This is a genomic window from Pseudomonas sp. BBP2017, from assembly GCF_003024385.1.
GTDB lineage: Bacteria > Pseudomonadota > Gammaproteobacteria > Pseudomonadales > Pseudomonadaceae > Aquipseudomonas.
The window spans coordinates 211,386-228,590 of sequence record NZ_PVZN01000002.1; the positions used below are offsets into that span (position 1 = coordinate 211,386).

Consider the following 17,205-nt stretch of genomic DNA (forward strand, 5'->3'; position numbering starts at 1 on the left):
GCCATGATGGGCTATTCGCGCGTCGGCTCCCAATCGCTTCTACGTGCTTTACGCACCTGGACATTTGAGGGTTTTGCCGACGCCGGTTCGACCGGTTTGCCATCGTTCGGGTTGCTTAGCAATCTGGGTAGACGGTTTGTTTACTCGTTGGACGTGACGGTTTGGTGGATCAGGCCGCAGCCCGATCCGGTTGGTAATCGGTCCCGTTGCGCAGCATCGCCCAAGCCATGCGTGCGGTTTTGTTGGCCAGCGCTATAGCGGCCACATTGGGATGTGATCGCTCGGCCAAACGAACAGCCCACTGGCTGAGCCGATCGTCTTTGGATTTGGCTGTACGCAGGGCCGAGCGCGCACCGTGGATCATCAGTGTTCGCAGATAAGCATCGCCACGTTTGCTGATGCCAAGTAGCCGATCTTTACCACCAGAGCTGTGTTGCTTCGGCGTCAGCCCCAACGAGGCGGCTAACTGTCGGCCATTGGCAAACTGTCGGGCATCACCGATGGCAGCAATAAGTGCGGTGGCGATCATCGGGCCAACCCCGCGCAGCTGCTGCAAACGGACGGCACTCGGCTCGCTTGCCGCGATTGCAGATATCTCGCTGTCGAGTTCGCCAACACGTTCATCCAGTGCGCGAAGGTCGCCCCACAAGCCATTCAGTAGCCGACGCAAGCGAACCGTCAAACCGTTATCCGCATCTTCTAGCCAGCACGGTATCGCACGACGCAGCATCAGTAACTCCTTCGGGGCGACTAGACCGTACTCGGCGACCAGTCCACGAATCTGATTGGCTTTGGCCGTTCGCTGTTCGATTAAGCCGGCCCGGATGCGATGCGTCGCCTGGATATCCTGTTGCTCGATGGTCTTGATGGCGACGAAGCGCATGCTGGGACGGCTCATCGCTTCACAGATTGCTTCGGCATCGTTGGCGTCGTTCTTGTTGCTCTTGACGTACGGTTTGACGAACTGCGGCGCGATCAGCCTCACCTGAAAACCGCGTGCCTGTAGCTGCCGCGCCCAATGGTGCGCACCGCCACAACTTTCCATGCCGATCTCACAGCCGGGTTCGATCTTCTCCAGCACCGTTTGCAGCCAGCGATCACGAGGTAAACGTTGCCGCCAGACTGGCCGCTCATGACAATCCACGCCGTGGATCTGAAACACGTTCTTGGCCAGGTCGACCCCAATGCGCATAAGCTTCATGTGTGGACTCCTTCTCACTGTTGACTGTGGTTCGCACTTTCAGTCTGGCACTCAAGATGCCGAGGTGAGGAGGAGTCCATCCCATTGCTTCTGGCCGATTTTTGCCTGTCGCTACTTGCAGCTATGGGCCCAGAGCGCAAACCCAATCTTATGTTTGCGCACGATCACATCGCTGCGAAGCAAACATACAAGACCTGCGACAGCGATAGGGCTGTCAGATCAATCGGAAGGGAAGGGCGGGCTAATTGATCTGCACAATGACCGGACCCTCCGTCACGATCGGCGGTTCCGCGTGGATATGTGCTGCATTTTTCTGAATCCAGTCACGTGCGACTTTCAAGCTCGCATCGCTGCCGGCCTTGTCCGTGCAAACAGTCACCGACGTACCACCATCACCGGTATTGAGCAGTGTGTAGCTTACCAGGCCAGGCACTGTCCGCAGGGTGGCTTCGACGTCGGCTCTGCGCTCTTCTAAAAGCTCGAAAAGCTGATTTGCTCCAGCACCCAGGTAGGTTCTTATAACCGCGTACATGTTCGTCTCCTTTGGGCGCAGCGTCTTGATGCCAATCCAGGTCCACTGATAGCCGCTATCACCCAACTTTCAATTTGTCCCGATTTATTAAGCTTAGTCACACGTCGACGACAAGCGAATTGCAACGACCATCGGCTGCTTCTGGCCGAATTCGGCACGCCACGAAGAACTGAAAACCCGAACGACGGTAGTTGATAGAGCCGCATCGGCGGCCCAGGCCAATCGCTGGCGATCACTCCGCCGCTCATCTCCAGTGATTGCTCCGTAGCCCAGAGCAAACCGCGCACCTCGGCATTGACCATGTCACAGGCGTGGGCGTTGGTCTGGTAGGCGCTTTTGAGCCGGATGGAGGTGTGGATCAGGGCGTCTTCTGATGAGACACCGGCGCGGGCGGCGAACAGTGGATCGTGGCTGCCATTGCAGAAGCCGAAGGTGGTGCTGGTTTGAGTGGTGCTCCTTCGTAGAAAGGATCCGCCACCGACTGCCGCCAAGCAGGGAAGGGGGACGGACTACGCAAGGTTGGCGGACCGGTACGAAGGAGCCCGGCACGTCCGAAGAAGTCAGGTGCTACGGGCAAACCTAGCTGGTGCAAGGCAGATCTATCATTCCTTGGTCCAGAAAACGAGGCAAGCCACCGGCAATTGCCAATGGCTTGCCTTGATGCAATCAAGCATCAGTAGGAGCGTCAGGGGGTGACGATGTTGAACCAGAAGTCGAAGTTATCCATGTAGCTCATCAACTCCTCCAGTTTGCCCTCGTCGCCCTCAACCTTGAGCTCGCCCGAGCTTGTCGCGTCTTTCAACGTGGTTTGCTTGAGCATCAGGTTGTTTAGGGTGTCGCGGGTCAGGCTGATGGTCGCGTCGGCGTCCTTCGCCTGCATGCCCTCGGTGTGGTTCAGCACGCCGTTGACCATTTCCAGCACGTACTTCTGTTTCAGGTCAGTGAAGTCCAGGTTGAGGGTGATGTGCTTGCCTTCCACCTCAGGCCCTTTCAGGCGCATGGCCAGGTAGTCGAAGAACAGGTCCAGGTCCATCGCCTTGACGGTGTCGGGGCTGGCCGTGTCGGGCGTTGGCAGTTTCTGTACGCCGTTGCGAAGCTCCTGAGCACCGGTGAGGTAGAAGTTGCGCCATGGCCCGCTTTCGGCCTGGTAGCCCAGTTGCTCGAGGGCGTCAGCCTGCATGTTCTTCGCCGCCTGGTTGTTGGGGTCGGCGAAGACGACGTGGTTGACCACCTCGGCGACCCAGCGGAAGTCACCCTTGTCGTAGTATTCCTTGGCCTTTTTCAATACGGCGTCGGCACCGCCCATCATGTCGACATAGCGCTTGGCCTCTTCCTCCGGTGGCAGCTCCCACAGCGTGGCGGGGTTGCCGATGAACCAGCCCAGGTGCAGCACGTAAGTGGCCTTGATGTTGTGGTTCAGTGAGCCGTAATAGCCTCGGTTGGAGAAACGGTTGGCAATCGACTTGGGCAGTTTCACCTGCTCGGCGATCTCGGTCATGGTGTACCCTTTGTTGGCCAGACGCAGGGTTTCATCGTTGATGTAGCGATACATGTCGCGCTGCGACGACAGCTGGTCTTTCACTTCCTTGTTGCCCCAGACCGGCCAGTGGTGCATGGCGTACATCACCTGGACGTCGTCGCCCCACATCTTCAGCGCTTCGTTGAGGTACTTGGACCATGGCAGCGGCTCGCGGATTTTCGCGCCCCGCAGCGAGTAGGTGTTGTGCAGAGTGTGGGTGGAGTCTTCGGCCGTGTTCAGGGCCTTTTTCTCCTTGATGTAGTAGAGCATCTCGGCCGGCGCCTCACTGCCCGGCGCGTAAAGGAACTCATAGGTGAGACCGTCGATTACATGCTTTTCGCCGGTCTTCTCGATGATGTCAGTCGGCGGGATGAGGGTCACGGTACCGGCAGAGGTGGTGGTGCCCAATCCGGCGCCCAACTGACCGGTTTCGTTCGGCGGTAGCAGGTTACCGTACATGTAGCTGGCACGCCGGCTCATGGCGGTACCGGCCATGACGTTCTCGGCTACCGCATGCTCCAGGAAGCCCTTGGGTGCATAGATCTTCACCTTGCCGGCCTTGACGTCCTTCTCGTCGACCACGCCGCGCACACCACCGTAATGGTCGACGTGGCTGTGGGTGTAGATCACCGCGACGACAGGCTTTTTCGGACGGTGTTTGTAGTAGAGGTCAAGCGCCGCCTTGGCGGTCTCGCTGGAAATCAGCGGGTCGAAGATGGTGATGCCTTCCTTGCCTTCGACGATGGTCATGTTCGACAGGTCGTAGTTACGCACCTGGTAGATGCCATCGGTAACTTCGAACAGCCCGGAGATGTTGATCAACTGCGATTGCCGCCACAGACTGGGGTTGGTGCTGGCCGGTGCGGTCTCGCCTTCCTTGATAAAACCGTACTTGTTCGGGTCCCAGATCATGTTGCCATTCGGCCCCTTGATCGGCTCGGAGGGCAACGGCGCGATGAAGCCTTTGTGCGCCAGTTCGAACGAGGCCTTGTCGTTGAACGGCAATTCTTTGAGCAGTGCATCGTTGGCCGCTTTGGTGGCCTCTGTGGCTGGTTTGGGTGATTCGGCGGCCCATGCATGGCTATTCATAGCGATGGCCGCTGCAAGCAGGACCGAGGTGCTGAGTTTCCAAATTCCCGTTGATGCATTATCAGCCTTGAGGGATGAGGCTCGAACAATCGCTTTCATGTAAAGCTCCTTCTTACTTGATGCGCTGTACCCTTCGAGGCAACTACCAGCCTGTTTCTGGTTATATCCCCTCCGTTGGTGGGGGCCTGGTCCTATAGCTTGACGGCCGTGCCTCTGAGCAGTGACAGGAGGCTTCTCGGCACAGTTGAGTTATCTCGTTTTCAGAGAGTCGTACGACTTCACCATGTCCCGCGCCCAACCATCGAGCACGGCCTTTGCATCGTTGGCGGTCATGACCTGCGATGAGTTGTCGAGTTCGGCGCCTGCGCCCTTGCGCACCACTTGTGCCACTACTTTGTTGTTGCTGCCGTCAATGAAGGCCGCCTCGGTGGCGATGCTGGTGTCCTGGTCACGGATGCCGGTGGCCGCACTGACGCCGGCGGCTACAAGGGCAATCGGGATCACCTCATATGGTTGCAGGCCTTTGGTCTTGGCACTCACTGCGGTGATCGCCGGACGTACTATCAGCACCTTCGGACCGGGGCCGCTGGCCAGAGGTAGCGCTTTGGAGAACTGGGTCTGAAGCACCTGATCGTAATAAGTGGTGATGCCTTGCAGTGTATTCTGCGGCACCTTCTCGGTCGGTTGCGGCTTTGGATAGAGCTGGCTTGGTTCAACATAGACGCTGGTAAACTGGTTAGCGTCCACGCCCGGCTCGATCCAGCGCATCACTGCTGCGCCAGAGGGCGACTTTTCTTCCTTAAGGGCCTGGTAGTTCTTGAGGAACCCTGAGTAATCCTCGGGTGCTACGTACTTACTGGTACACCCTGTGATCCCCAGTGTGGCTACACACAGTACAATTGCGAGCGGTTTCAATTGCATGGTGGAACTCCTTGTGGTCAATTCAGCGAATGGTGCAGGGGGGGGCGGTCACCAGGCTCAGAAACGCCAGGTCGCACCGCCGCCGACAATGTGCAGTGCGGCATTCTTGTAGGTCCCGGAGAGCGTGGTGCCTGAGCGCGATTTGGTCTGGTCGTCGTCCATGTCACCTAGCCACACCAAGGTGTACGCCAGGTGCAGATCGAGGCCTTCTTCAAGCAGGTAGTTGATCCCGGTTGCCAAGCGCCAGGCTTCGCCCATGGGGTTGTCGACGGTGCGGTCTTTGTCGTCGACCGCCGAGCTGTCGTAACCCAGGCCCATACTCCAGCGAAGTTGCCTTGTGGCCTGGAACTGCGCACCGAGGGAGGCGTGCCAGGTGTCTTTGTACTGGCGGTCGATAGTGCGGTCGACGCCAGCCGCATTGGCATCCACCTCCACGCCGATCTCGCCGAAATCGCTCCAGTCTTGCCAGCCCAGGCTGCCGAGCAGCTTCCATTGCGGGTCGAGCTGATGCGCGACGCTTAACAGCACGGTCTGCGGGACATTCATGTCCAGTTCCAGCGAGTCCGCGTCCAGCCGACGCAGGCCGGCATTGATGATCGGGTTACTGACGTTGCGTACGTCAGGGCTGTCCTCGAACTCCAGCTTCACCTTGCTGGTGTAGGCCAGACCGATTTGAGTACGCTCGTCGAGCTTGTAGAGCAAACCCAGATTGACCCCGGTGCCGACATCGGTGTCCTTGTATTCCAGTTGCCCGTCCGGACTGTCGCGCAGGCCGAGCAGGTTATTGTTGATGGCGACTTCGGTTCGGTAGTAGCCGTACAGGATGCGCGGACCAATACCGACAGAGAGCTGGTCGGTGAACTGATGAGCGATGGTCGGCTGGAAGGACACCCCGATAACCGCTGTCTCCTGGCTGAAGTAGCGGCCGGCCCAGTCATCGTCGTAATCCAGTGCTAAACCGAAGTTACCGTACATGCCAAAGCCGACCGCGGAGCGGTCGTCGAGTTGATGGCTGACGAACAGACTGGCGCCCGGTAACCATTGCAACGCGTTGCCGCCTTCGTTGCCATCGAACTCGTTATTGTTATCGCGGGAGAATCGAATGTGGCCGAGAATCACCTGGGCGTTGGCACTGACCTGGGTGCCCTTGAGTCCGGTGATCCCGGCCGGGTTGCTCATCAGCACACTGGGATCGGTCGCCAGTGCGGCGGAACCCGAGTTGGCCAGCCCGGCGCCTTCCTGGCCTGCTTCATAAATGAAGAGGCCACCGGCATTTGCATGGGTGCCCGACAGTACCAACCCAGAAGTCAGAACTGCCGCGCAGACCCTACGCGCGGTACGTATACCGGTATCCTTCATTGAGCATCCTCTGCTAAATGTAAAGATCACAGCACTTCCAGTACATGGGCGCCCAATGAGTTTTAGGTATCGTCTCGAATTGGTCGAGAACTGCCGTGTAAAGGTACGCCCAGCCCGGCTATGACTAGAAGGAGCCTAGTAGTGGAAGTGGAGCATGCAACTTTTTGGATACAGAATATGCGTTTTATCTCTCATTTCATGACATTGAAATGCGTGCTGAGGGAGGCGCAGGCCGAGCGCCTTGAGCGAATGTGGCCATCGGATGAACGTCCGCTCCTGGCCGAATTCCGCATGTCACGAAGAACTGAAAACCCGAACGACGATAGTTGATTGGCCTGCTTGCATCGAGCGACGCAACAACGCTGCCGTCGTTGCTCACCTGCGCAACAGGTATCGGCTAGCGCTGATAGGCCTTGCCGAAGTGTCGCTCCAAGCGTGCCTGAACCAGCTCCAGCAGGATCGACAGCACCCAGTAAATCACTGCCGCCGTGGTCAGCATCTCCAGGTAGCGATAACTGGAGCGTCCGTAGGATTGCGCGAGGAACATAACCTCCCATACCCCCATCACCGAGATCAGCGAAGAGTCCTTGAGCATCGAGATGAACTGGTTGGCCGTCGGTGGAATGATCACCCGCATGGCCTGGGGCAGGATGATATGGCAGAAGGTCTGCCGGGTACGCATGCCCAAGGCCAGCGCCGCCTCACGTTGGCCGCGAACGACGCCGAGGATGCCGGCGCGGAAGATCTCGCTCAGGTACGCACCGTAGTTGAGCGACAACGCGATGATGCCGGCGCTGATGGCGCCCGGTACCAGGCCCAGCTGCGGCAAACCCAGGTAGATGAGGAGAATCTGGATCAGCAGCGGCGTCCCGCGGAAGAACGAGGTGTAGAAGCTGGCGATTCCGACCAGCACCGCACTGCTCGACAGTCGCGCCAAGGCGGCGGCAAAGCCGAACAGCACCGACACCACCATCGAGCACAGACACAGGAACAGGGTCAGCGCCGCGCCCTGTAAAAAGCCGTTCGGTCCCAGTTTGAAGCCAGCGAGGTTTGGAAGCTTCTCCAGGATGATCGAGAACTTCAGGTCGAAGCTCAGGAAGAAGGCGATGAACAGGGCGAACAGGGTCAGCCAGGTCAGGTACAACCGGGTGCGAAAGCCGAACAGGCGTGCGCCCGTGGTCTTGGCCACGGGCTTGGAGGATGGTTGGCAGGCACTCATTTGCTGATGTCGGCGCCGATCCACTTCTGCGAGAGCTTGGCCAGTGTGCCGTCGGCCTTCAGCTCAGCGAACACCTGGCGCACCTTGGCGTCCCACTCGGGATCGCCTTTCTCGATCGCCACCGAGTTCGGTTCTTCATACAGCGGGGCACCGGCCAGTTTGAAGCGCTTGTCCTGGTCCAGGCGTGGCTTTGCGGTTACCAGGTTGGTCAGGATCGCATCCAGGCGCACACCGGCGCCCAGGCCCAGGTCTTGGAAGGCCACGTTGTCTGTGTCATAAGGGGCGATCTGGACGAAATCGAATGGGTAGTCGATCTTCTTGTCTTCGTTGCCTTCGATCACCAGGTTCTTGTTCAGGTAGCTTTCGTAGCTGGAGGCGCTGGTCAGGCCGACCTTGCGGCCGTCCAGGTCCTTGGCTGTATGGATTCGGTCATCCTTAGCGTTGACCACGATCACAGCTGGCGAAGCGTAGTACTCCACCGGGAAGTCGAACACCTCGGCGCGAGCCTTGCTCGGGGTCATCGAGCAGATGCAGATATCGTAGCGCCCGTTCCAGCGGCCGGCGGCGATCACATCCCACGACGGCGTTTCCAGGCGCAGCTTGACGCCCAGTTTTTCCGCCACTGCCTTGGCCACATCGACGTCGAAACCATCCAGCTGGTTCTGGTCGTTGAGGAAGGAGAACGGCGGATAGCTTTCCATCAGCACGTTGACCATTTCCTTGCGCGACTCAAGCCGCTCCAGAGTGGAGCCGGCCAAGGCGTGGGAAGCAGTTGCGAGAAGCACGAGGCCCGCGCCGAGCAAAGCAGGAAAACGCATGTAAATACCTGAAAAAGTTGGCCAAAATGGAGTTCAGCTATTTAATAGCTATAAAAGCACTGTTCATAGTGAATTTTATTTATAAGAACCTTTAGAGAAGTTATATGAAACAGCGATCGATGGTGGTTCTAGACGGTGGCATGGGGCGTGAGTTGCAGCGCAGTGGTGCGCCGTTCCGTCAGCCCGAGTGGTCGGCGCTGGCCCTGAGTGAAGCGCCCGAAGCGGTGGTGGGGGTGCATGCCGCGTTTATCGCCGCCGGTGCCCAGGTCATCGCCACCAACAGCTATGCGGTGGTGCCGTTCCATATTGGCGAGGAGCGCTTTGCCCGAGAGGGGCAGCAGCTCGCCGACACCGCAGGTCGATTGGCACGTCGCGCTGTAGATGCCAGTGCGCAACCGGTGCAGGTGGCGGGCTCCCTGCCGCCGCTGTTCGGCTCCTACCGGCCTGACCTGTTCCAGCACGAGCGGGTGGCTGAGGTGCTAACCCCGCTGCTGCAAGGCCTCGCCCCGCACGTCGACCTATGGCTGGCGGAAACCCAGAGCTCGATCGCTGAGGTGCGGGCGATCCATGCTCACCTGCCGGCAGACGGCAAGCCTTTCTGGGTGTCCTTCACATTACAAGACGAAGAAGTCGACGAAACACCTCGTCTGCGTTCCGGCGAGCCGGTAGCCAAGGCCATCGAAGCCGTGGCAGGTCTGGGTGTAGCCGCCGTGCTGTTCAACTGCAGTCAGCCTGAAGTCATTGGCGCCGCGGTGGACGTGACGCGCTCAGTGTTCGAGAGTCTGAACGCCGACATCGCCATCGGCGCCTACGCCAACGCCTTCCCGCCGCAACCGAAAGAGGCTACGGCCAACGACGGTCTGGATGAGCTGCGCGAAGACCTCGACCCGCCAGGATACCTGGTATGGGCTCAGGACTGGCGTCAGCGCGGTGCCAGCCTGATTGGTGGCTGCTGCGGCATTGGCCCGGAGCACATTGTCGAGCTGAAGCGCAATTTGGGGTAATCCCAATCGGGTAGGCGGCGGCTTCACAGCCGCCGTCCTCTCACATACATGGACGTACGGACCCGTATAGGGCTTGGCGTTAATTCTTTAATTTTGGGGGCTAATTGGCACAGAATGGGCTGAGTCCACACTATGTTGGATTTAAGCTTCAGCAAACCGAGTGAGGTCGTCAAGCGCCTCTGCGATCGCTTGCGCACAGAGCGCTTGGCGCAGGACATGACACAAGCCGACTTGGCCGGGCGTGCCGGCATCGGCATCAACACCGTGTCCAACCTTGAAGCCGGGCGCAATGTCGGGTTCGAGAACGTAGTCCGGGTGGCGATGGCCCTTGGCCGAACCAAGGAACTCGAAGGCCTGTTCCTGCCAAAGCTGGAAAGCATCGAGGATATTCGGCGCTACGAAAACAGCGCCAATCGTCTCCGTACAAAGAGGAAGTCCGGCAATGCTTGAGCAGGTGAACGTCTTCTACGAGGGCTGGGGTGAGCGATGGCAATGGGGCACGCTGGTCTCCACGACCGCCCTGACCGGTCGCCCGCTGATCGTGTTCGAGTACAGCAATGAAACCAGGCAAAGGGGCTTGGAACTGTCCTCCTACACGCTGCCGTTGGAGGGGGCTCGGTTGCGCCGAGATTTTCCAGACCACCAACTGTACTTGCCAGGGCCTGTTTACGACTCGTTGCCGGATGGGTGGGGCATGTTGCTGATGGACCGTATGTCCAGGCGCCGCGGGCTCACCACGGCGCGCATCGGCTCACTGGAACGGCTGGCCTACAGCGGTAGCAATGCGATGGGTGCCATGAGGTTTGAGCCCGTGGCACCCGAAGGGCAGGAATCTGAAGTCCACATCCCGCTGGAACAGCTGGCCGCCGAAGTGCAGGAAGTGCTCCATGGAGACGGTGGCGAGTTCCTGCAGAGGTTGCTGCTGGTGGGCGGCTCGCCTCAAGGTGCAAGGCCTAAGGCTCTCGTCTATCGCGATCCCGAAACTGGCGGGTTTACCACTGCCGTCACGCCGGGCTTTGAAGCATGGTTGATTAAGTTCCCGGCCAAAGACGAACATGCCGAGGTGTGCGCTATCGAAATGGTCTACGCCGAGTGCCTGCGCATGTGCGGTATCGAGACCCCTGACACGCAGTACTTCAGTCTGCCTGATGGGTTGGCAGCGTTTGCCAGTAAGCGATTTGACCGCCGGGATGGTCTGCGCGTACCCATGCAAAGCCTCGCGGCGTTTACGGGGGCAGATTACCGGTCTCCGGGGGTGTTGGACTACGTAAACTTCTTGCGGGCAACACAGATGTGTACCAACGACGTGCGAGAGATGGCGGTGGCCTTCGAACGTGCCGTCTTCAATGTTGCGTTCAACAACAGAGACGATCATCCCAAGAACTTTGCCTACATCATGTCGCAAGACGGTCGGTGGAGACTGTCGCCGGCTTACGACGTGACCTTCTGCGAAGGGCCAAGTGGATACCATCAGATGGATGTGATGGGGGAGGCCCTGTCGATTTCCCGCACGCAATTGCTTCGGCTTGCCGAGGAAGCCGAGGTGCCCCCTGACGCTGCAGGCAGAGTGATTGACCTCATTTGTGATGTAGCGAGCCGGTTTGCAACCATCGTCGAGAGCCTATACCCACAGGTTATTACTCGAGACACCTTGCGCACGGTCCAAGGCCGCATCGATCAGAACGTCGCTCTGCTACACCACGGTCACTCGGGCAGCGGTCGCCGTTGAAGGCGGGGGTGTTGGTTGAGAATCTGTTTTACAAGGTTGAGGTCAGGCGATAGGGGCGTGTTGGCGAAGTAAGGGGGCGCGTCCGCGTAAGTTCGAGACGGGGGCTGCTGGACCTTAGGCTGTGGGCATCCTTTTCAAACCATCCAAAGCATGCCCTCAAATATGCCCCCGAATGTAGCAATCCACTGGAAGTGAAAGGATCTCCACGGTCTAAGGCAGAAATGATCAGATGAATAGCCTGACAGAAAACGCCTAGAGACTCTCAGGATCGCCAAAGAACATCTGAATCCGCGACCGCAACCAGCGCTCACCCGGATCATTGTCCTGCGACCCACGCCACGCCATGTGCAGCTCGAAACTCTGCACTTCAAGCGGTGGATCCTCGGCACGCAAGCCGCCAGCCGCTGTCAGCGCTTCGGCGGTATAGTCGGGCACGGTGGCGAGGATGTCGGTGCCGGTCAGCAAACTACCCAGGCCGTTGAACTGCGGCACCGCCAGGACCACATGACGCTTGCGCCCGAGTTTTTCCAGTATGTCGTCCATAAAGCCGCCCAGGTCGCCAGCAAAGGACACCAAAGCATGGGGGCGGGCGCAGAAGTCGTCGAGGCTCAGGCTGCCCGGCATGCTGTCGGCGCGCAGCACTTTGGGTTTGCTGCGGCGCAGCACTTTGCGCTTGGCGTTGGCGGGCAGGTCGTTGGTCCAGCTGACGCCTACCGAAATCTCACCGCTGGCCAGCAAGGCCGGCATCAGCAGGTAGTTAACCCGGCGTACCACCAGGACAACACCCGGCGCTTCAGCCCGTATGCGTTTGAGCAGCTGCGGCAGCAGAGCGAACTCGGCGTCGTCCGACAGGCCGATGCGAAACACCGTGGTGCTGGTGGCCGGATCGAAGTCGGCGGCACGACTGACCGCGGTGGATATCGAGTCAAGGGCCGGGGACAGCAGGGCGAAGATTTCCACAGCGCGCGCCGAGGGCTCCATACTACGACCCGTACGCACGAACAGCGGGTCGTCAAACAGGTTGCGCAGGCGCGACAACGCAGCGCTGATCGCCGGCTGGCCGAGAAACAGTTTTTCGGCTGCGCGGGTCACGCTGCGTTCGTGCATCAACGTCTCGAAGACGATCAGCAGGTTCAGGTCGACGCGACGCAAGTCATTACGGTTCATCGGCTCGGCTTCACTGGACGTTTGGGGCAAGGGTGAATCTTACGGGTAAAGGCTGCTACCCTGCACCGCATTATTTGCCGCCAGCGGCATTACCATCAATCAATGACAGGCATGTCGACTATTAATGGCCACGGATGGTCTAACCGCAAAAGCCCGGATAGAGTTCAGGGTATTAGAGGTTCACTAGGCGAGGTTTGCGATGTCCCGCATGATCCGTTTCCACAAGTTTGGCCCGGCCGAGGTGCTCAAGATCGAAGAGCAGGCCGCGCCGCAGCCGGCTGCCGGCGAGGTGCAGATCCGCGTTGAAGCGATCGGTATCAGCTGGTACGACGTGCTCTGGCGCCAGAACCTGGCGCCGTCCCAGGCACGTTTGCCAGCCGGCATGGGTCATGAAATGGCGGGCGTGGTCAGCGCGGTAGGCGAGGGCGTCGATGACCTGGAAGTAGGTGACAAGGTGGCCAGCTTTCCCGCCGCCAGCGCCAACGACTATCCGGTGTACGGTGAGGTCATCGTGTTGCCGCGCAATGCCGTGACCCGCTATCCGCAGATCCTCAGCCCGATCGAAGCCAGCGTGCATTACACACCGTTGCTGATGGCTTATTTCGCCTACGTCGACCTGGCCCGGGCCAAGGCCGGGCAGACGGCCCTGGTCACCGATGCCAGCCACTGTGCGGGGCCGGCCTTCGTGCAGATGGGCAAGGCGCTGGGCCTGAGGGTTTTCGCTGCGACCAAGGACGCCGATGAGCGTGACTACCTGCTTTCGCTTGGGGCCGAGAAGGTCATCGCCACCGAGGAGCAGGACTTGCTCATGCAGGTCAACAAGTACACCGGCAACCGTGGCGTCGACATGGTCCTCGATGGCCTGGGCGGTCCACAGATGTCGTTACTTGGCGATGTGCTGGCACCGCGTGGCAGCCTGGTGTTGTATGGCCTGCAGGGTGGCAATCAGACACCGTTCCCGGCGTGCGCCGCGTTTCAGAAGAACATCCAGTTCTTTGTACATTGCATTGGTAACTTCACCGGCAAACCGGAGCTGGGTATCAGCCAGGACCAGGTGGCGTTGCAACGGGCACTGCGCGATATCAACCAGTTCACCGCCGACAAGCTGCTGACACCACAGATCATCAAGTCTTATCCTTTCGAACGTGTTGTTGAAGCTCATCGCTATATGGACGAATGTCCATGCGGTGGACGTCTGGTGCTGGAAGTAGCCAGCGTCTGAGGTTGCAAGCAGAAAACCCGCCCGAGCTGTGCTCGGGCTTTTTTGTGCCTCTTTCCTAAGTAAATTTAGGACATTTCAATCAAGCACATTGCCTGCGCAATGCCGGTAAATTCGTTATGTTCAAGTGTGTCGGAAAATATACTTTTGCTGACTGAATACAAACGGGAAGCTGTTTGAATCTGAACGGATTTTTTACCGGGTTCTGTATCTTTTATTCATCAGCCAACACCCGATAATAACCTGTCGCTTGTGAACTCAAGGAGTGAGGCGTGATGAAACAAGGTCGGGTTGTTCAGGCTGTCGGTGGCAAGGTTCCGTGTGGATGCACCCGGCTGGATTGGCATATCAGCAAGTTTCTGTAGGAACTTGTGGGAAGTTTCCTAGGACATTAGGTGGGTCTTTATTTCTGCTGGTTGAATGATTTCGCAGGAGCGATTTTTTTCAGGCGGCCGTAACTGAAATTCAGGTGGGCGTTATGGGCAGTATTCACGAGCAGGCCATGCAGTATGTATATAAGCAAGTATTGCAACGATTGCTTGAACATTTGTCGCAGGCGCAAAAGGCCTCGCTGCAGCTATTGATTCAGCGGCTGATTGTGGCCGCCGGCGGAGTCGAGCGTATGAAGGGATTACGCTTGATGTTCGTGCTCGATGCCAGCCTGTCCAGCGCCCAGGCCCTTGCCTGCTTGCGCGCGGCGCAACTGAGTATTGCCGCACGGTCCCCAGCGACTTTTCACCTGTGCATTGCAACTGCCTGGCAAGCCGGGATGAGTGCAACTGCCCTGGCAAACATTGAAAGCACGTTCTCCAAGTTGTTTATGCATGATGACCCGCGCATCGATTTGCTGGTGCTCGACGCTGGCGAGCTGTTGCCTTACGACAACCGTCGAGCACCGTCCAGTGAGCAGCAGCAGGCTGAGCGACAGGAGTGGTTGCTGTGCGGGCATCTGTCGAGTGATGGGCCTTTGTTGGTGAATTTTGCCAGCCATGGTTACCTGCACCTGGCTGACCTTGCCCTGCAGGCACTGCGTTGCAAGGGCGGTGTAGATGCCATTATCAGTGCCGAGTCACTCGCTGATCGTAAACGCTACCTGGCCTGGAGCCGGCGCTCATTGCGCAATGCCGGAATGCTTGGGGTTCGCCCGATCCACAGCTGTGCCGTCTCGTTACTGGAAAGGATGAGCGCGCTGCGCGCCCGCTATTGGAGCCTGTTGCAGGGGCGAGAGCTCGCGGCCCCGGGGCTGCCTGACGCTGATGCGGACTGTCGGCCGGCATTGCGTTTTATCGCCATTGATGACTTGGTGTCTGATCGTGATTCACCCCAAGGTGGACGCCTGAGTCGCTTTCTGGGCTTTCGTTTCGACGAACAGGTCTTTCCCTGTGAGCGCGTGGGGAATGCCAATCCCGTGCTGTTGGCCCACCTGCAAGGGTTGCAGGCGGAATTCGTCAACGACACGCACTATCGCGATGGTGTCGAGTGCTATCTGCAGCAAACCCGCCAGTTGATGCAGCGCCAAGCAGTGCCGCAATCGTTGCAGACTCGGCTGTTCAATCACTGGCAACCGGGGGGGTTGGAACAGCGACGTAGCGAGGCGAATGATTTCGCCCTGCAAGCTTATGGCCTGAGCGAGGCGCAACTGGTTTGCCAATTGTTCAGCCCTTTTGTCGAACAGGGTCTGAGGCTGGAAGCTTTTCTGCGTCGCTGCCACCCCGGGATGCTGGTTGCCCTCCCTTATTTGCGCAAGGCGTTGGGCGGGCAACCGGCGCCGGAACCCGTGGTGCAGTGGTTGGTGGATATCAGTGGCTTGCCGCTGGTTATGCTGCAGCAGCTCTATGGCCGCGAGCCATTGGCCGACTGGCTGTTATCCCGATTGCGAGTACGGGGTGCCGATCTGCGTCATCTGCAGATTGACACTGCGAACGGCATACGGTTCAGGGGTGATCAGGTTGGCAGTCCTTGATGAAACGACCGACAAAAACCAGCGTGTTTGCCTATCAAGCGGTGTATCGCTACCTGGTTGAACTGATTGCCCAGATGGCGCCGGGCAGTTACAACAAGCTGCCCTCGCTACGCGATCTGTCGCAGCGATTGAATGTTTCAATCTCGACCATCCAGTACGCCTATTCATTGCTTGAGCACGAGGGGCGCGTACAGTCAGTGCCCAAGTCCGGCTATTTTGCCAGGGGTGGGGCGCTGGTAGTGCAGGCACTGGCGGATGAGCACTTGTTGCAAAACCTGCAGCAGCATGCCGGCAGCCCGCAATTACTCGAGTTCAGTGGCGCGCAATCCCTGCCTTCACTGGAGTCGAACTTACTGGCTATCGAGCGCCAGCTGTTGCGCCAGAGTCCACGGCCTGCCGGGCATGTGCATCCGTGTGGCGAGCTCGAACTGCGCACGGCGCTGGCCGCACGCTATACCCGTTCCGTGCAGCTGTATTGGAACGCCGAGGATGTTTATCTGGCGCTGGACCTGCGTTCGCTGTTCGAGACGTTGCTGGCTGCGTTGGAGCTGCAAAGCTGCACGATTGTGGTGACCTCGCCGTGTTCCTGGCGTTTGCTGAGGATTTTGCAGACCATCGGATTACGGGTCATCGAGCTGCCTTTGGGCAGTGATGGGGCGCTGGATCTTGAGCGTTTTGCCAGCGTTTTGCAGCGTGAGCCTGTGCGCATGGTCATGCTCGCCTCGCGCTTGAACAGCCCTCACGGCAGCCTTGTGTCGCAGGCACAGCATCAGGCGATTGCCCAGCTGTTGGCTGAACATGGGGTATGGCTGCTGGAAAACGACCTGGAAACCGAGTACTGCTTTGCCGCACCGCCACAGCGGTGCCTGCGCGAAATGGTCGACCCGCAGCGACTGCTGGTGTTCTCGTCACTGGAGCGTACGGTGGGGGCCGAAGCACCGTATGCCTACCTGTTGTCTCGCCATTGCCCGGGGCAACTGCAGCATCAATTTTTGGCCCGGGGCTTTCGCTTGCCGCCCTTGCGTCAACAAGCGGTGGCCCGGCTGTATGCCAAGGGGCGGATCGACCTCCATCTGGAGCAGGCGCGGTTGCGCCTGCATGAGCGCGTCACCCACCTGTATCGGCAGATGCAGGTGCAACTGGGCGCTCATTTGCGCTTTCAGATGCCGGCGGGCGGGGCAACGATCTGGGCGCAAGCGCGGTCACCGCTGGACATCCCCGCCCTGTTTCATCGCATGCTGGATCAGGGGCTGGTGATCGCGCCAGGTGAACTGTTCAGTCTGCAGGGTGATTATTGTCAGCATATGCGTCTGGGCTGGCCGCCGACGCCGTACGATGATCTCCAGGGTGGGTTGGGTGTGTTGCGTGAGGCGCTGCAGCGGCCCTAAATGGCCTGTTGCCCGCATGGTCCCCGGTCGATGGTGTGGTGGTGATGCTTGCGTCACAGTGGGGATTGTTGCCTTCG

15 protein-coding genes are annotated in these 17,205 nt (G+C 59.0%); 7 read left to right on the forward strand and 8 right to left on the reverse strand.

Features of this window, described 5'->3' with window-relative positions; all coding sequences use genetic code 11:
- Window positions 1–169 precede the first annotated feature (169 nt).
- The 5 genes from C6382_RS03835 to C6382_RS03860 all read right to left on the reverse strand — a co-directional run bounded on the left by C6382_RS03835 (window position 170) and on the right by C6382_RS03860 (window position 6,621).
- The gene (locus C6382_RS03835; protein WP_107023208.1) at window positions 170–1,201 is read right to left on the reverse strand and encodes an IS110 family transposase; all 1,032 of its coding nucleotides are present in this window, start codon (window positions 1,199–1,201) and stop codon (window positions 170–172) included.
- A gap of 241 nt (window positions 1,202–1,442) precedes the next feature.
- Window positions 1,443–1,733: a hypothetical protein gene (locus C6382_RS03840; RefSeq protein ID WP_107023209.1), complete on the reverse strand. Its 291-nt coding sequence runs from the start codon at window positions 1,731–1,733 to the stop codon at window positions 1,443–1,445.
- A 685-nt stretch (window positions 1,734–2,418) separates the two neighbouring features.
- Window positions 2,419–4,440: an alkyl/aryl-sulfatase gene (locus tag C6382_RS03850; RefSeq protein WP_178082738.1), complete on the reverse strand. Its 2,022-nt coding sequence runs from the start codon at window positions 4,438–4,440 to the stop codon at window positions 2,419–2,421.
- A 150-nt stretch (window positions 4,441–4,590) separates the two neighbouring features.
- Complete coding sequence (locus C6382_RS03855) at window positions 4,591–5,262, reverse strand: DUF3313 domain-containing protein (RefSeq protein ID WP_107023210.1); 672 nt, start codon at window positions 5,260–5,262, stop codon at window positions 4,591–4,593.
- Window positions 5,263–5,319: 57 nt separating this feature from the next.
- A complete protein-coding gene (locus C6382_RS03860) occupies window positions 5,320–6,621 on the reverse strand; it encodes an OmpP1/FadL family transporter (RefSeq protein ID WP_107023211.1) in 1,302 nt (433 codons plus the stop codon).
- A 141-nt stretch (window positions 6,622–6,762) separates the two neighbouring features.
- Here C6382_RS03860 and C6382_RS03865 point away from each other — a divergent pair, with 141 nt between their 5' ends.
- Window positions 6,763–6,951 (forward strand): hypothetical protein, encoded by a 189-nt coding sequence (locus C6382_RS03865; protein ID WP_107023212.1) that lies wholly within the window; start codon window positions 6,763–6,765, stop codon window positions 6,949–6,951.
- Window positions 6,952–7,018: 67 nt separating this feature from the next.
- Here the strand turns inward: C6382_RS03865 and C6382_RS03870 are convergent, their stop codons facing one another.
- Both C6382_RS03870 and C6382_RS03875 read right to left on the reverse strand, forming a co-directional pair.
- Window positions 7,019–7,840, reverse strand: a complete 822-nt coding sequence (locus C6382_RS03870; protein WP_107023213.1) for an amino acid ABC transporter permease — start codon at window positions 7,838–7,840, stop codon at window positions 7,019–7,021.
- Window positions 7,837–8,658 carry an ABC transporter substrate-binding protein gene (locus tag C6382_RS03875; protein ID WP_107023214.1) on the reverse strand — a complete coding sequence of 274 codons (822 nt, stop codon included), beginning with the start codon at window positions 8,656–8,658 and terminating at the stop codon, window positions 7,837–7,839. Before C6382_RS03875 ends, C6382_RS03870 begins: the two co-directional genes overlap by 4 nt.
- Before the next feature lie 119 nt (window positions 8,659–8,777).
- Between C6382_RS03875 and C6382_RS03880 the strand changes: the two genes are divergently transcribed.
- From C6382_RS03880 to C6382_RS03890, 3 genes are all read left to right on the forward strand, one after another.
- Window positions 8,778–9,662, forward strand: coding sequence for a homocysteine S-methyltransferase family protein (locus C6382_RS03880; RefSeq protein WP_178082747.1), 885 nt, complete (start codon window positions 8,778–8,780; stop codon window positions 9,660–9,662).
- Between the two features lie 132 nt (window positions 9,663–9,794).
- Entirely contained in the window at window positions 9,795–10,112 is a 318-nt protein-coding gene (locus C6382_RS03885; RefSeq protein WP_107023216.1) for a helix-turn-helix domain-containing protein, read from the forward strand.
- The gene (locus C6382_RS03890) at window positions 10,105–11,391 is read left to right on the forward strand and encodes a type II toxin-antitoxin system HipA family toxin (protein ID WP_107023217.1); all 1,287 of its coding nucleotides are present in this window, start codon (window positions 10,105–10,107) and stop codon (window positions 11,389–11,391) included. The genes C6382_RS03885 and C6382_RS03890 overlap by 8 nt, the downstream gene beginning before the upstream one ends.
- Window positions 11,392–11,643: 252 nt before the next feature.
- On the opposite strand, the gene C6382_RS03895 is transcribed toward C6382_RS03890, so the two are convergent.
- The gene (locus C6382_RS03895) at window positions 11,644–12,558 is read right to left on the reverse strand and encodes a LysR family transcriptional regulator (protein ID WP_107023218.1); all 915 of its coding nucleotides are present in this window, start codon (window positions 12,556–12,558) and stop codon (window positions 11,644–11,646) included.
- Window positions 12,559–12,757: 199 nt separating this feature from the next.
- On the opposite strand from C6382_RS03895, the gene C6382_RS03900 reads away from it, so the two are divergent.
- The 3 genes from C6382_RS03900 (at window position 12,758) to C6382_RS03910 (ending at window position 17,128) form a co-directional block, all read left to right on the forward strand.
- Window positions 12,758–13,780, forward strand: a complete 1,023-nt coding sequence (locus C6382_RS03900; protein WP_107023219.1) for a zinc-dependent alcohol dehydrogenase family protein — start codon at window positions 12,758–12,760, stop codon at window positions 13,778–13,780.
- A gap of 475 nt (window positions 13,781–14,255) precedes the next feature.
- Window positions 14,256–15,740 carry a hypothetical protein gene (locus C6382_RS03905; RefSeq protein WP_107023220.1) on the forward strand — a complete coding sequence of 495 codons (1,485 nt, stop codon included), beginning with the start codon at window positions 14,256–14,258 and terminating at the stop codon, window positions 15,738–15,740.
- Window positions 15,740–17,128 (forward strand): PLP-dependent aminotransferase family protein, encoded by a 1,389-nt coding sequence (locus C6382_RS03910; protein ID WP_107023221.1) that lies wholly within the window; start codon window positions 15,740–15,742, stop codon window positions 17,126–17,128. The genes C6382_RS03905 and C6382_RS03910 overlap by 1 nt, the downstream gene beginning before the upstream one ends.
- Window positions 17,129–17,205 lie beyond the last annotated feature (77 nt).

What these genes read in the sequence shown, in the direction of transcription:
- C6382_RS03835 (WP_107023208.1), bottom strand. Translation starts at nt 1,201, where the DNA reads ATGAAGCTTATGCGCATTGGGGTCGACCTGGCCAAGAACGTGTTTCAG.
- C6382_RS03840 (WP_107023209.1), bottom strand. Translation starts at nt 1,733, where the DNA reads ATGTACGCGGTTATAAGAACCTACCTGGGTGCTGGAGCAAATCAGCTT.
- C6382_RS03850 (WP_178082738.1), bottom strand. Translation starts at nt 4,440, where the DNA reads ATGAAAGCGATTGTTCGAGCCTCATCCCTCAAGGCTGATAATGCATCA.
- C6382_RS03855 (WP_107023210.1), bottom strand. Translation starts at nt 5,262, where the DNA reads ATGCAATTGAAACCGCTCGCAATTGTACTGTGTGTAGCCACACTGGGG.
- C6382_RS03860 (WP_107023211.1), bottom strand. Translation starts at nt 6,621, where the DNA reads ATGAAGGATACCGGTATACGTACCGCGCGTAGGGTCTGCGCGGCAGTT.
- C6382_RS03870 (WP_107023213.1), bottom strand. Translation starts at nt 7,840, where the DNA reads ATGAGTGCCTGCCAACCATCCTCCAAGCCCGTGGCCAAGACCACGGGC.
- C6382_RS03875 (WP_107023214.1), bottom strand. Translation starts at nt 8,658, where the DNA reads ATGCGTTTTCCTGCTTTGCTCGGCGCGGGCCTCGTGCTTCTCGCAACT.
- C6382_RS03880 (WP_178082747.1), top strand. Translation starts at nt 8,778, where the DNA reads ATGGTGGTTCTAGACGGTGGCATGGGGCGTGAGTTGCAGCGCAGTGGT.
- C6382_RS03885 (WP_107023216.1), top strand. Translation starts at nt 9,795, where the DNA reads ATGTTGGATTTAAGCTTCAGCAAACCGAGTGAGGTCGTCAAGCGCCTC.
- C6382_RS03890 (WP_107023217.1), top strand. Translation starts at nt 10,105, where the DNA reads ATGCTTGAGCAGGTGAACGTCTTCTACGAGGGCTGGGGTGAGCGATGG.
- C6382_RS03895 (WP_107023218.1), bottom strand. Translation starts at nt 12,558, where the DNA reads ATGAACCGTAATGACTTGCGTCGCGTCGACCTGAACCTGCTGATCGTC.
- C6382_RS03900 (WP_107023219.1), top strand. Translation starts at nt 12,758, where the DNA reads ATGTCCCGCATGATCCGTTTCCACAAGTTTGGCCCGGCCGAGGTGCTC.
- C6382_RS03905 (WP_107023220.1), top strand. Translation starts at nt 14,256, where the DNA reads ATGGGCAGTATTCACGAGCAGGCCATGCAGTATGTATATAAGCAAGTA.
- C6382_RS03910 (WP_107023221.1), top strand. Translation starts at nt 15,740, where the DNA reads ATGAAACGACCGACAAAAACCAGCGTGTTTGCCTATCAAGCGGTGTAT.